The organism is Aeromonas sp. 102P, assembly GCF_051920345.1.
GTDB lineage: Bacteria > Pseudomonadota > Gammaproteobacteria > Enterobacterales > Aeromonadaceae > Aeromonas > Aeromonas veronii.
This window is the reverse complement of record NZ_JBQBCZ010000001.1, coordinates 4292547-4305934: the sequence shown is the minus strand read 5'-3', so window position 1 is coordinate 4305934 and position 13388 is coordinate 4292547. Positions and strand designations below refer to the sequence as shown.

Genomic DNA, 13388 nt, shown 5'->3' with positions numbered 1-13388 from the left:
GCGGAGCAGACTTCCACCGGAAGTCCGGTCTCTATCAGCGATCCTTACAGACCCAACTTCTTGTGCAGGTAGTGGATATTGGTGCCACCGTGCTGGAAGTTTTCGTCTTTCATGATCTCTTTTTGCAGCGGTACGTTGGTCTTGATCCCTTCCACCACCAGCTCGTCCAGCGCATGACGCATGCGGGCGATGGCAATGTCACGATTCTCGCCGTAGCAGATCAGCTTGCCGATCATCGAATCGTAGTGGGGCGGTACCTTGTAACCGGCATAGATGTGGGAGTCCCAACGCACGCCCAGACCACCCGGCGCGTGGAAGCGCTGAACCAGACCCGGCGAGGGCATAAAGGTGGCCGGATCTTCGGCGTTGATCCGGCACTCGATGGCATGGCCACGGATGCGGATATCCTGCTGGGTGATCGACAGGGGCTGGCCGGCGGCGATGCGCAGCTGCTCCTTGATCAGATCGATACCGGTGACCATCTCGGTGACCGGATGCTCAACCTGGATACGGGTGTTCATTTCGATGAAATAGAACTCGCCGTTCTCGTACAGGAACTCGAAAGTACCCGCACCGCGGTAGCCGATCTCGATACAGGCACGCACACAGCGCTCACCGATGAACTTGCGCATTTCGGCGGTGATGCCCGGTGCCGGCGCCTCTTCCACCACTTTCTGGTGGCGACGCTGCATGGAGCAGTCACGCTCGCCCAGATAGAGGGCGTTGCCCTGGCCGTCTGCCAACACCTGAATTTCGATGTGGCGCGGGTTTTCCAGGTACTTCTCCATGTAGACCATGTCGTTCTTGAAGAACTGGCCTGCTTCGGATTTGGTCAGGGCGATGGCGCCCGCCAGTTCCGCTTCATTGCGCACCACACGCATACCGCGACCACCACCGCCACCGGCGGCCTTGATGATCACCGGATAGCCGATGCGCTTGGCAATGGCGGCGTTGTGCTTGGCGTCGTTGTCGACGGGGCCGTCAGAGCCCGGTACACACGGTACGCCCGCTTTCTTCATCGCTTCGATGGCGGAGACCTTGTCACCCATCAGGCGAATGGTCTCGGCGCGCGGGCCGATGAAGATGAAGCCGGATTTTTCGACCACTTCGGCGAAATCGGCGTTCTCGGAGAGGAAGCCGTAACCCGGGTGGATGGCCACGGCACCGGTTACCTCGGCAGCGGCGATGATCGCCGGGACGTTGAGGTAGGATTCAGTACTGGCCGGTCTGCCGATACAGATGGATTCGTCGGCCAGCAGCACATGTTTGAGCTCCCGGTCGGCGGTGGAGTGAACGGCCACTGTCTTGATCCCGAGCTCTTTACAGGCGCGCAGGATCCGCAGGGCAATTTCACCGCGGTTGGCGATGACTACTTTGTCCAACATGGGTGGCGATTTCCCTTATTCGATGATGAACAGCGGCTCGTCAAATTCGACGGCCTGACCATTTTCAACCAGGATCGCTTTGATCACACCGGCCTTGTCAGACTCGATTTGGTTCATCATTTTCATGGCTTCGACGATGCACAGGGTGTCGCCGACATTGACTTGCTGACCCACTTCCGCGAACGGCTTGGCATCCGGGCTGGAGGAGCGGTAGAAGGAGCCAACCATCGGGGAGCGCATCAGGTGACCGCTCGGGGCGGCATCTGCGGCCGGTGCGGCGGCAACCGGGGCGGCAGCGGCAGGTGCGGCAACCGGAGCGGCTTGCTGCATCATCATCTGCGGCATGGCGGTGGTCACCTGACCGGAGAAGTTGCGGCTGATGCGAACGGACTCTTCACCTTCGGAGATCTCCAGTTCGGCGATGCCGGACTCTTCAACCAGTTCAATCAGCTTCTTGATTTTGCGGATATCCATTAGCATTCTCTTTCTTCTTTATCTGATCAGTGATTATCAAGCCGCGCGCAGATGGTGCACGGCCGCGGTTAAAGCGAATTGGTAGCCATCGGCCCCCAGACCACAAATGACCCCTTTGGCGACATCAGACAGATAGGAGTGATGACGGAACGGCTCCCTGGCATGGACGTTTGACAGGTGAACCTCGATAAAAGGGATGGCGACACCCAGCAGCGCATCGCGAATGGCGACGCTGGTGTGGGTGAAGGCGGCTGGATTGATGATGATAAAATCCACCTGGCCCATGGCCTGATGGATGCGGCCGACCAACTCATGTTCGGCGTTGGATTGCAGATGTTCCAGAGTGACACCGAGTTCGCTGGCGTTAAGCTTCAGATCGGCGACGATCTCATCAAGCGTCTTGCTGCCGTAGATACCCGGTTCCCGTTTGCCCAGCAGATTCAGGTTTGCTCCGTTGAGCAGGAGAATGCGGTGATTTTGCGACATATTGAGTACATCCTCGATGATAATGCTGCTATCTATCAGCTATCTTGTGGACTACCAGAAATCTAGCCATTTTCTGCGCAAATCGGTGTGCCCTGGCACACAGATTTCGCAATTATATTGATTTCGTGAAAATTAGCAGCATTTTACTGGTCTAATCTCTACATCTGGCTATTTATTGCACGTTTCGGCCTGAGATACTTCTTCGCTGCCACCTTGCTGTTTGCTGGCAGATGAGAAACGACAAAGCCGGCACAGGGCCGGCTTTATTGAGCAACAAACGAAGCGGGATCAGGCTGCTTCCGACTTCTCGCGGATGAGTTTGTCTACTACCCCCGGATCCGCCAGGGTGGAGATATCCCCCAAGCTGTCGGTCTCGCCGGTGGCGATCTTGCGCAAGATGCGGCGCATGATCTTGCCGGAACGGGTCTTCGGCAGCCCCTCTGCCCAGTGGATCACGTCCGGCGTGGCGATGGCACCAATCTCCTTGCGGACCCACTCCTTCACCTCTTTGTGCAGCTCGCGGCTCGGCTCTTCCCCGGCGATCAGGGTGACATAGGCATAGATACCCTGACCCTTGATCTCGTGAGGAACCCCCACCACCGCGGCTTCAGCGATCTTGGGATGGGCCACCAGCGCCGATTCAATTTCGGCGGTACCCATGCGGTGGCCAGAGACGTTCAGTACATCATCCACCCGACCGGTGATCCAGTAGTAGCCGTCCTCGTCGCGACGGGCACCGTCGCCGGTGAAGTAGCGGCCCGGGAAGGTGGAGAAGTAGGTCTGCTCAAAGCGTTCGTGATCGCCGAACACGGTGCGCATCTGGCCTGGCCAGGAGTCGGTGATCACCAGGTTACCCTCGGTGGCCCCTTCCAGCGGTTCGCCCATGTTGTCCACCAGCGCCGGTTGCACCCCGAAGAAGGGTTTTGTGGCCGAGCCCGGTTTCAGGTCGGTGACGCCGGGCAGCGGCGTAATCAGGATGCCGCCGGTCTCGGTCTGCCACCAGGTATCGACAATGGGGCAGCGCTCATCGCCAATGGTGCGGTAGTACCACTCCCAGGCTTCCGGGTTGATGGGTTCACCCACCGACCCCATGATGCGCAGGCTCTGGCGCGAGGTGCCGGTGACCGCTTCGTTGCCTTTGGCCATCAGGGCGCGGATGGCGGTAGGGGCGGTATAGAGGATGGTGACCTGGTGCTTGTCCACCACCTGACTCATGCGGTTGGTGGCCGGGTAGTTGGGCACCCCTTCGAACATGATGGTGGTGGCGCCGTTGGCAAGCGGCCCGTAGACCAGATAGGAGTGACCGGTGACCCAGCCCACATCGGCGGTACACCAGTAGATATCCTCTTCGTGGTAGTCGAACACATATTTGAAGGTGAGACTGGCATAAACCAGATAGCCGCCTGTGGTGTGCAGCACTCCCTTGGGTTTGCCAGTAGAGCCGGAGGTATAGAGGATAAAGAGCGGATCTTCGGCGTTCATCGCCTCGGGCGGGCAGTCGCTGCTGACGGTGGCGGTCGCTTCGTGCCACCAGATGTCGCGGTGGTTGTGCCAGGCGACATTGCCGCCGGTGCGCTTGAGCACGATCACCTTGTTGACCTGGGTTTCCGGGTTGGTGAGCGCTTCATCCACATTCTTCTTGAGCGGCACCGGACGGCCACCACGCAGCCCCTCGTCGGCGGTGATCACGATGCGCGAGCCCGAGTCGATGATGCGGCCGGCCAGCGCTTCTGGCGAGAAGCCGCCGAATACGATGCTGTGTACCGCGCCGATGCGGGTACAGGCCAGCATGGCGATGGCGGCTTCGGGCACCATGGGCATATAGAGGCAGACCACGTCGCCGCGGTGAACCCCTTGTGCTTTCAAGACGTTGGCAAACTTGCACACTTCGCTGTGCAACTCGCGGTAGGTGAGTTTGCGATCTTCGGCAGGGTTGTCCCCTTCCCAGATGATGGCGACCTTGTCACCTCGTTCGGCGAGATGGCGATCGAGACAGTTGGCCGAGACGTTGAGCTGGCCATCTTCAAACCATTTGATGGAGACATGGCCCGGATCGTAGGAGGTGTTCTTGACCTTGGTATAGGGTTTCATCCAGTCGAGAATTTTTCCCTGCTCTCCCCAGAAGGTATCGGGATCCTCGACGGAAGCCTGATACATGGCGGCATAGTCGCCCTTGTCGAGCAGTGCATTGCTGCTGATGTGGGGTTTGACCGGGTAGACCTTGCTCTCGCTCATCACTCACTCCTTTGAATAGATCTTTTAATGGTTTCTTAACAACTTATACCTTTGGTTGCGGGGGGCAATTAGACTTTTGGATAGGCGGCAACAGTTGGTTACAGGACAAAGAGTGACAATTAATCGGTGGTTGAGTAAAAGGGGGCCGTGTCGATTAATTGGAGGTCATGATGTTTTCTCTGTTGCTCTGTGCATCCCTCTGGCAGTTTGATGCGCCAGTGCCCGCTGGCGAACCTCCGAAAGAGTTTGCGATCACCCATCAGGAGGCTTCACCTGCGCTGCGGGATCGGGTGGCCGATCAGCTTGGTCATGCATGGCAGGCCAAGGAGCCCGGTACCAGACTCACCTTCAGCGATCCAGCTCCCCGTTATGCTGGCGAATCACCGTTGACGCGCATGCTCAATGATCGTGATGATGGTAGGGAATCCCGCTTGCAGATCGAGTGGTAATCCGGTCGGCAGCCAGGAGGCGGATGCCGACCGGCTGGTGATGATGATTGCCTGCCGCTATGAGACGTAGCGTTGATGCAGGCGATCTCCCATATGTTCGACATGCAGTGGTTTGCTGAACAGATAACCCTGTCCTTCGCCGCAGTTGAGTGACTGCAAGAAGGCGTGTTGTGCCTTGGTTTCAATCCCTTCGGCGGTGACCTCCATATCCAGACTGTCGGCCAGATTGATGATGGTGCGGCAGAGCTCCCGACTGTTCTTGTCTTCCGGTAATGCCTGCACAAACGCCCGGTCGATCTTGATGCGATCGATCGGCAGGGTCTTGAGCAGACTCAATGACGAGAAGCCGGTACCAAAGTCATCGATGGCAATCTGAACGCCGAGATTTTTCAGGCGGGTAAAGAGATCCAGACTCTGTTCGACCCGCTGGATGATGCTCTCAGTCACCTCGATCTCGAGCCGTTCTGGCGGAAACCCTGTCTCGGCCAGGATGGCGGCGACCCGTTCAACATAGCCTGGGGAGCGCATCTCCCGCACCGACACATTGACCGACAAGCGAGGCACCGGCAGTCCGGCGGCCAGCCAGTTTTGTCCCTGCTCGCAGGCGTTGCGCATCACCCACTCCCCAATTTTCTCGATCAGGCCGCACTCCTCCGCCACCGGAATAAAACGGGTCGGCGCTATCATTCCCTCATTCGGATGCTGCCAGCGCAGCAGGGCCTCCAGTCCACTCAGGTGGCCGTTGGCCAGATTGGTCATGGGTTGATAGAAAATGCAGAGCTGTTCGAGCTCCAGAGCCTTGAGCAGACCCTGCTCAATCTGCATCCGCTCGCGGGCTCGAGCCGCCATGCAGGGGGTATAGAACTGGAATCCATTGCGCCCCTGACTTTTCGCCTCGTACATGGCGCTGTCGGCGGCGCTGACCAGGGTTTCCGGGCTGTCTGCATGATCGGGATAGATGGCGATACCGATACTTGCCGAGATCGCCACCAGCTCATGGGCCAGCTCAACCGGTTCACGCAACACGGTCAGCAGGGTATTGGCGAGGGTTGCTAGCTCGTCAGGCTCCTCCAGATAGGGGATCAGCACCAGAAACTCGTCTCCCCCTAGGCGGGTCGCCAGATCGTTGTGCTGCAGGCAGCCGCGGATCCGCTCTGCCAGCCGCTTGAGTAGCTCATCGCCAACTCCGTGGCCCAGGCTGTCGTTGATCAGCTTGAAGCCATCCAGATCGATAAAGAGCAGCCCCAACCGTTTGCGATTGAGCTGCGCGGTTTTCAGCTCAAGGGCTAGCCGCTCCTGCAACAGATGACGATTGCCCAGCTCGGTCAGGGGATCGTGATAGGCAAGGTGATTCAGCTCGGCCTCCACCTTGCGAATGGCGCTGATGTCGGAGAGGGCGATCACATAGTGAGTGGTGTTGTTGAAGTTGTCATAGACAGCGCTGATCTGCTGCCAGGAGGAGAAGTAGCTGCCATCCTTGCGCAGACAAACCATCTCGCCATGCCAGGCGTTGTTGCCGGGGCGCAGGTGATACCAGGGATAGTCGAGGTCGGTGTAGCGCCTGGGATGCATGATGATATCCGGGGTGCGGCCTATCACCTCCTCGGCATTGTATTGGGTCAGCATGGTGAAGGCCGGGTTGACCGACAGAATATGGTGCTCGCTGTCGAGGATGATGATCCCCTCGGCCGTGGTATCGAATACCACGTTGGCCTGATGGAGCCGCTCCTCCTGACGGCGGCGGGCGGTGGCATTGTGAATGACTCCCATGACCCGGTGGCCGACCGATTCGGTGGCGGGGACATGGTCGGCATGAATATCGACCCAGTGGCGCTCGTTGAGAGTGGTGAGGTAGCTCAGGGTGAGATGGATGGGGTCATGACTTTGCAGGGCAGCCTTGAGCTGGCTGCCGGATTCCGGTTCAAAACAGTCGACGAACGCTTGCAGCCCGCCGTGGAACTGGTTGGCCTCGATGCCCAGCAGCGGCTCAATCTGGCCGTCGAACAGCAGTCTGTCTTCCGCAACGTGCCACTCCCACACCCCGATTTGGGCTGCTCGCATTGCCAGCTGCAGCCGTTGTTCGGTTTCGTACTGCTCGGTGATGTCACGCACGATGGCGAGGATGCCGTTCAGCTCCCCTTTCTCATCACGCATCGGGCTGTAGGTGGCCTGAAAGCGGCGTGAGCTGCTGTCGTACGCCGCGGTTTGGCCCGTGATGGCGATATCCACGTAGGGCATGCCGCTTCGCATCATCTGCTGAAACATGGGCTCCAGGGTCGGGGCCAGCTTGGGAACCACCTCTCTGAGGTGCTTGCCCTGATGCTCCTCGATGCTTTTGCCATTGATGTCGGCCAGCACCTGATTGACTTTACGGTAGCGAAATTCGCAGTCAAAGACGCCGATGCCCAGAGGGGCATTATCCATCAGCTGTTCCAGGACGGTGTGATCTGACAGCTGGGTCAACATTGCCTCGGTATCGGCGTTGAAAAGCTTCCCATCCATGATGACCTCGGCATTGATTGTTTTATCACTTGCATCAGTTGTCAGTATGGCACGAACTGTTTGGCCGGGAGTCAAGCGGAGTTATCTGGTTGTTTTGACGGCAAGAATAGGCAGAAAAACCTGATAAAAAGGATGGGAAAAGGGGGCGAGTGGTTATCCCTTCTGGCGACCAAACGCCTGAATGCCGCGCACCAGTACCAGCCAGCCGAGCAGATGGAACGGGAGGGCAAGCAGATAGAGCAGCAGGAAGTGCGACTCGCTGCCGCTGCTGTTGATGAAGTCGATCCAGGCGGCCAGCAGCGCCAGCATGCCGGCGATCTGGAAGCGGCGGCGCAACACCACCTCGACGCCGAGATTGGCAAGGTAGAGGGTGAGCAGGATGCCGGCAAATCCGGTGAGCTGGGCGGTGCCGTAGAGCTCGCGATCCGGGTTGAACAGCAGCGCGATCAGGGGAGTAATGCCCTGATCCAGCGGGATCAGGGCCAGCAGCCAGCATGCAATCAGAAGCAGGGCTGTCTTCATCGCGGCCTCAGTCGGCGGACGGTGCCGGTTTGACCAGAGAGAGGTAGTTGGCATCCATCTTGAGGAAGACCCCCAGCAGACGGGCACTGGCGCCGTAGAAGCCAAACCGGTCGGCGGCGCGACAGGCGCTTTCGAACTTTTCAAACCAGCCCAGCAGATGGCCGTGCAGCAGTGCTTCCTGCTCGTCGAGCCAGCGTTCCCGCTCGGCTGCGCTCTTGGCTTCCGCCGCGCGGATGATGAGATTGCCCATCAGATCCAGCTCGATGGCCAGATGGTCGGCAGGCTCTTTGTATTTGTCGCTGACATTGATGCCGAGGCGATCGAGGCGGGCCTGCATCTCGGCCATCGGGGCCTGCATCAGCAGCTTGGCCTCGCCGCGGTAGAGCGATTCGTAGGGCAGGGCGCCCTGTTTGGGATCCACCAGAAACAGGCCAGCGAAGTCGGCGGCCAGTTCCAGCTGGCGATCCGGGCGCACCAGCAGGCGAGCGATGGCATCGTTGAGCTCGGCCACGGCGTCGCGCATCGGATCCAGGGTGGAGAGGCTTTTCAGGAAGCTTCGCACATCATAGGTGTCATATTCGGCGATCTGCTCATCACTGAGTTCGGCGGCGAACAGGGTGGAGAACCACCAGTAGAGTTCGGCCCGGCGTTCGCTGGTAGCCATAAATTCCTGCATTTTTCCTCCGTGGATGGCAATCGGGAGCCTTGATGGCTCCCGATTCTAACGACTTTAAAAATAAAGGAAACTCAAGGGGGCGCTTTCGTCCCCCCCGGGGTCAGAGTGCCGGGAACATGGGGTCGATGCCCTTTGCCGATTCCGGCGCGCCGAAGGCAGTGACGGCAGGTGCCTGCCCGCGGAACTTCTGATCTCCACCAGCGCGGTATGAGCAGTGGTGGCCTGCGCCAGGCTGGAGGAGCCGATGTCGGCGGTCAGCACGTTGGGATCGCCGTAGGTACAGAGAGTCCCCACCTTGCCGCCCTCTTGCGGGCCATACCAGGCTCCTTCCTGAATGCGCACCACCCCAGGGGCGTAGTCATCGCTCACCACCAGCCCGGCCAATACCTGACCGCGGCCGTTGAACACCCGCACCAGATCGCCGTCCTTGAGGCCGCGGGATTTGGCATCCTGCGGATTCATGTAGACAGGCTCGCGACCCTGCACCGTGTAGGTGGCGCGGTAGTTGTCGGAGGAGCAGAGCTGGCTGTGCAGCCGTTTGTCCGGGTGGCAGGATTGCAGGTGCAGCGGGTACTGTTTGCTGCCCGGCCCGCCGTGGGAGCGCTCGTAGGGTTCAATCCATACCGGGTGGCCCGGGCAATCCCCATAGCCGTAGTCGGCGATGGTCTTGGAGTAGATCTCGATAAGGCCGGACGGGGTACCGAGCGGTTCCAGATCCGGCTCCTGACGGAACGACTCGTGGCGCACCCAGGGTTGGCCCGCCGGGAAGGTGACGAAGCCCTCGCCGTGCCAGAACTGGCTGAAACGGGGCAGACGAATGCCGATGCCGCGACCCTGCAGGCGGGCGTCGTCATAGATGCTCTGGATCCACTCCAGCTTGCTCTTGCCACCGGTGAACTCGGCCTCGCGACCGAAGCGACGGCAGAGATCGGCGAAGATGTCGTAGTCATCGCGCGCCTCGAAAAGCGGCTCTACCACCTTGTACATGGCCAGAATGCCCGCGTTGGAGTGGGAGCCCCACTGCTCGATGTCATCGCGCTCATAAGTGGTGGTGGCGGGCAGCACGATATCGGCGAAGCGGCAGCTGGCGGTCCACTGGTGATCGATGCTGACCACGGTTTCCAGCTTGCGCCAGGCGGCGACCATCTTGTTGCGATCCTGCTGGTGGTGGAACGGGTTGTTGCCGCAGAACACCGCCATCTTCATGTGGGGGTAGGTGATGGTCTGGCCGTTGAAGGCGATCTGCTTGCCCGGATTGAGGATGCAGTCGACGAAACGGGCCACCGGAATGAATTTGGAGTAGCCCTTCCAGTCGCCGTCATGGAGCGGCTTGACCCCGGGAATGACCGAGCTGAAACCGGACATGATGGGGCCGCTGGAGGTGATGGTGCCCGCTCCGTTGTAGTGCCAGCCAAAGCCGTAACCGCCCCCCGGCAGGCCGATCTGGCCAATCATCGAGGCCAGTACCACCAGCATCCAGGCGTACTGCTCGCCGTGGTGCATGCGCTGTACACACCAGCCGCCGATAAGCTGGGTGCGGCCGCTGCTCATGGCGCGGGCCAGCTCGCGGATGGTCTCGGCTGGTACGCCACAGATGGCGGCGGCCCACTCGGCATCCTTCACCTGACCATCGCTGGTGCCCAGCAGGTAGGGCAGGAACTTGTCAAAGCCGGTGGTGTAGTTCTTCAGAAACGCCTCGTCGTGGCGCTTCTCGCAGTAGAGGGTGTGGGCGATGCCCAGCATCAGCGGTACGTCGGTTTGCGGATTCAGGGTCACCTGATCGCAATTGAGGTACTTCTGGGTCTTGGATTTGACCGGATCGACACTGATCACCCGGATCTCGCCCTTGGCCACCTTCTCTTTCAACTGCGCCCAGTAGTCGTAGACGCTGTGATCCGGCACCAGCCAGCCCACCTGCAGGTTCTTGATGGGATCGGAGCCCCAGATGACGATGGTCTTGCTGTGTTCCAGCACCAGCGGCCAGGAGGTCTGCTGCTCATACACCTCCATGGCGCCCGCCACGTGGGGCAGGATCACCTGGGCGGCACCGGTGGAGTAGTCACCGGCCTTGGCCAGATAGGTGCCGTGCAGGTTCATGGCACGCCCCAGCATGGCACCAGCGGAGTGCAGCTTGCCCACCGACTGCCAGCCGGAGTGACCTGCATAGAGGGCGCTCGGGCCATAGGTTTTCTGCACCCGCTCCAGCTCGTGATAGAAGAAGTCCAGCGCCTGAGACCAGGTGACCCGCACGAAGCGGTTCTGGCCGCGTTCGCTGGTGTCGGACTGGTGGCCCTTGCGCAGCCAGTCCAGCCGCACCATGGGGTAGCGGATGCGGGAGGGGTTGTAGACCACCTCACTCAAGGCCTTGAGCATGTCGGTGGGGTGCTTGTCATGCTCGAACGGCAGGGTCTCGACCCAGCGGCCATCGACCACCCGGGCACGGAAGGCGCCCCAGTGGGAGCCGGACTGCACCAGTTTTTCGCCGGACTCGGCGGCCATCACGGCGCGACCGAGCAGGGAGGGACCGATCAGGGCAGAGGCACCGCTGGCCAGCAAGCCACCCAGAAAACCACGACGGGAAATATTGATCATCTTGTTATTCCTCTTTCGAATCCGGACTTAGTGGCTGCCCTGACCACCGGTATCGGCGGCGTGGTTTTGCAGGTATTTGAGCAGGGTGCGCTCCTCTTCCTTGCTCAGGCGATAGTAGGCAGACATCGCCTTGAGCCCCGAGATCCAGCCGTTGGCAGTGAAGTGAGCGGGATCCGGCGCGCCGTGGCAGGAGTTGCAGGTGGATTTGTACATCTCGCCGGCGTAATCCCAGATCGGCTTGAGCGAGGACTCAAAGCCCTTTCCATCGACCCAGGCCTGCACCTGAACCTGCTCCCACTTGATATGGGTGGCGTTGTCGGTCTCCTGCTTGAGCACTTTCTCGCTCGCTTTCAGTTCATCACGGATGGTGGCGACGAAGACCCGCTTGCCCATGTATTCGCTCAGCACCCGGCCCTTGCCATCGCTCTCGCGCCACCCTTCGATGGTCACCTTGAGGCGATCGCCGCTGCGGTCCACCACGTCGATGCGGGAGGCGGGCAGCAGTTTGCCGACCGGGTCGCTGCTCTGTTCGCTGGCATAGAGATCTTTTTCACCCAGGTTGTAGAGGGTCTCGGCGGCTGGCGCCTCTTGCGCGTCGTTGACCAGAGTGGCGTAAGTGGCCCGGAAGCCCCCCGCCATGTTGGGCAGTTCGTGGGCGATGCCCTTGTGGCACTCGATGCAGTTCATGTTCTTCGCCGCCGCATCTTTCATCGCCAGCGCGGCCGCCGGGGACTGCTTGGCGTGATCCATGTTGTCGTAGCTGTGGCAGGACTTGCAGGTCTTGGAGTTCTGGCTGCTCATCCGTGCCCACACCTTCTCGGCCAGATGCAGGCGCCGGTCCTCGAACTTCTCCTGGGTGTCGATGCTGTGGCCTATGTACTCCTGATAGAGGTCGTTGGCCGCCTCCATCTTGCGGGCCACCTTGCCGACAAAATCCTTTGGCTGATGACAATCGGTACAGACCGCCTGTACCCCGGAGGCATTCTTGAAGTGGATGGACTCCTTGTACTCCGGATAGACGGTGTCTTTCATGGAGTGGCAGGAGATACAGAATTCGAGGCTGCTGGTTTTCTCAAAGCCGTAGTGCAGGCCGACGGTGCCCGCGAGGGTGACGCCGACGCCCACCAGAAGCAGCGCCAGTACCGACCAGCGACGGCTGGGGGTGCGCAGGAAGTGCCACAGTTTTTTCATCATGCTCTCTCACATCACTTTTTTGATGGGAGCCATGATAGGGAGGCGTTGTGAACAGGGCTGCCGCCACAAATTAATGAAATAGGGGTATTTATGACAAAATGTGAATAGAATAATCCTCCCTTGTCGACCATCGTGAATCCTGCCCATGAGCTACCACATTCTGGTTGTTGAAGATGATGCGGTTACCCGCGAGAAGCTGACCGGCTATTTCGAGCGGGAGGGCTATCGGGTGACGGCGGTCGAAAACGGCCAGGAGATGCGCGCCGTGCTGGCGGAGCTGAGGGTCGATCTGGTGATGCTGGATATCAACCTGCCGGGGGAAGATGGTCTGCTGCTGACCCGTGAACTGCGGGCGCGCAGCACCGTGGGGATCATTCTGGTCACCGGCCGCAGCGATGCGGTGGACCGGATTGTCGGCCTCGAGATGGGGGCCGACGACTATGTCACCAAGCCGTTCGAGCTGCGGGAGTTGCTGGTGCGGGTCAAGAATCTGCTGTGGCGGATCTCGCTGGCGGCCGCCGCGCCGAGCGAGCCTGCGGTGGCTGACGATGCGGTGCGCTTCGGCCCTTGGCGTTTTGACATCCCCCGCCGCCAGCTCAGCAAGGACGGAGTGCCGGTGCGCCTGACCAAGGCCGAATATGAAGTGCTGGTGGCCTTTGTCGCCCATGCCGGGCGGGTGCTCAGTCGGGAGCGGATCCTGACCCTCATCAGCCATCGCGGCGATGGCCCGAGCGATCGCACCATAGACGTGTTGATCCGGCGGCTGCGCGGCAAGATGGAAACGGATCCGCGGGATCCCCAGCTGTTTGTCACCGTCCATGGTGAAGGCTATCTGTTTGCCGGCGAGATAGCCTCCTGACCCCGTTGCGGTGG

The 13388-nt window shown here is 60.1% G+C and carries 10 protein-coding genes and 1 pseudogene; 2 read left to right on the top strand and 9 right to left on the bottom strand.

Translation table 11 applies throughout. The features are described 5' to 3' along the window. Positions 1–44 precede the first annotated feature (44 nt). The 4 genes from accC to acs all read right to left on the bottom strand — a co-directional run bounded on the left by accC (position 45) and on the right by acs (position 4580). Positions 45–1385: an acetyl-CoA carboxylase biotin carboxylase subunit gene (gene accC, locus ACTG1K_RS20175; protein WP_005338910.1), complete on the bottom strand. Its 1341-nt coding sequence runs from the start codon at positions 1383–1385 to the stop codon at positions 45–47. Positions 1386–1400: 15 nt separating this feature from the next. Then, a complete protein-coding gene (gene accB, locus ACTG1K_RS20170; protein WP_005338908.1) occupies positions 1401–1859 on the bottom strand; it encodes an acetyl-CoA carboxylase biotin carboxyl carrier protein in 459 nt (152 codons plus the stop codon). 36 nt (positions 1860–1895) lie between these two features. Further along, positions 1896–2345, bottom strand: coding sequence for a type II 3-dehydroquinate dehydratase (gene aroQ, locus ACTG1K_RS20165; protein ID WP_335819923.1), 450 nt, complete (start codon positions 2343–2345; stop codon positions 1896–1898). 288 nt (positions 2346–2633) lie between these two features. Continuing rightward, on the bottom strand, positions 2634–4580 hold the full coding sequence (gene acs / locus ACTG1K_RS20160) for an acetate--CoA ligase (protein WP_101531275.1): 1947 nt from the start codon (positions 4578–4580) through the stop codon (positions 2634–2636). Between the two features lie 170 nt (positions 4581–4750). Here acs and ACTG1K_RS20155 point away from each other — a divergent pair, with 170 nt between their 5' ends. Next, positions 4751–5029, top strand: coding sequence for a hypothetical protein (locus ACTG1K_RS20155; protein ID WP_101531274.1), 279 nt, complete (start codon positions 4751–4753; stop codon positions 5027–5029). A gap of 57 nt (positions 5030–5086) precedes the next feature. On the opposite strand, the gene ACTG1K_RS20150 is transcribed toward ACTG1K_RS20155, so the two are convergent. The 5 genes and pseudogenes from ACTG1K_RS20150 to torC all read right to left on the bottom strand — a co-directional run bounded on the left by ACTG1K_RS20150 (position 5087) and on the right by torC (position 12515). Beyond that, on the bottom strand, positions 5087–7531 hold the full coding sequence (locus ACTG1K_RS20150) for a sensor domain-containing protein (RefSeq protein ID WP_440006513.1): 2445 nt from the start codon (positions 7529–7531) through the stop codon (positions 5087–5089). Between the two features lie 153 nt (positions 7532–7684). Beyond that, the gene (locus ACTG1K_RS20145; RefSeq protein WP_005349490.1) at positions 7685–8053 is read right to left on the bottom strand and encodes a hypothetical protein; all 369 of its coding nucleotides are present in this window, start codon (positions 8051–8053) and stop codon (positions 7685–7687) included. Positions 8054–8060: 7 nt separating this feature from the next. Next, positions 8061–8729 (bottom strand): molecular chaperone TorD, encoded by a 669-nt coding sequence (torD, locus tag ACTG1K_RS20140; protein WP_440006511.1) that lies wholly within the window; start codon positions 8727–8729, stop codon positions 8061–8063. Positions 8730–8829: 100 nt separating this feature from the next. Beyond that, positions 8830–11321, bottom strand: a pseudogene (gene torA, locus ACTG1K_RS20135) (trimethylamine-N-oxide reductase TorA). Positions 11322–11348: 27 nt separating this feature from the next. Then, complete coding sequence (gene torC, locus ACTG1K_RS20130) at positions 11349–12515, bottom strand: pentaheme c-type cytochrome TorC (RefSeq protein WP_081990720.1); 1167 nt, start codon at positions 12513–12515, stop codon at positions 11349–11351. Between the two features lie 145 nt (positions 12516–12660). On the opposite strand from torC, the gene torR reads away from it, so the two are divergent. After that, positions 12661–13374 carry a two-component system response regulator TorR gene (gene torR / locus ACTG1K_RS20125; protein ID WP_440006508.1) on the top strand — a complete coding sequence of 238 codons (714 nt, stop codon included), beginning with the start codon at positions 12661–12663 and terminating at the stop codon, positions 13372–13374. Positions 13375–13388 lie beyond the last annotated feature (14 nt).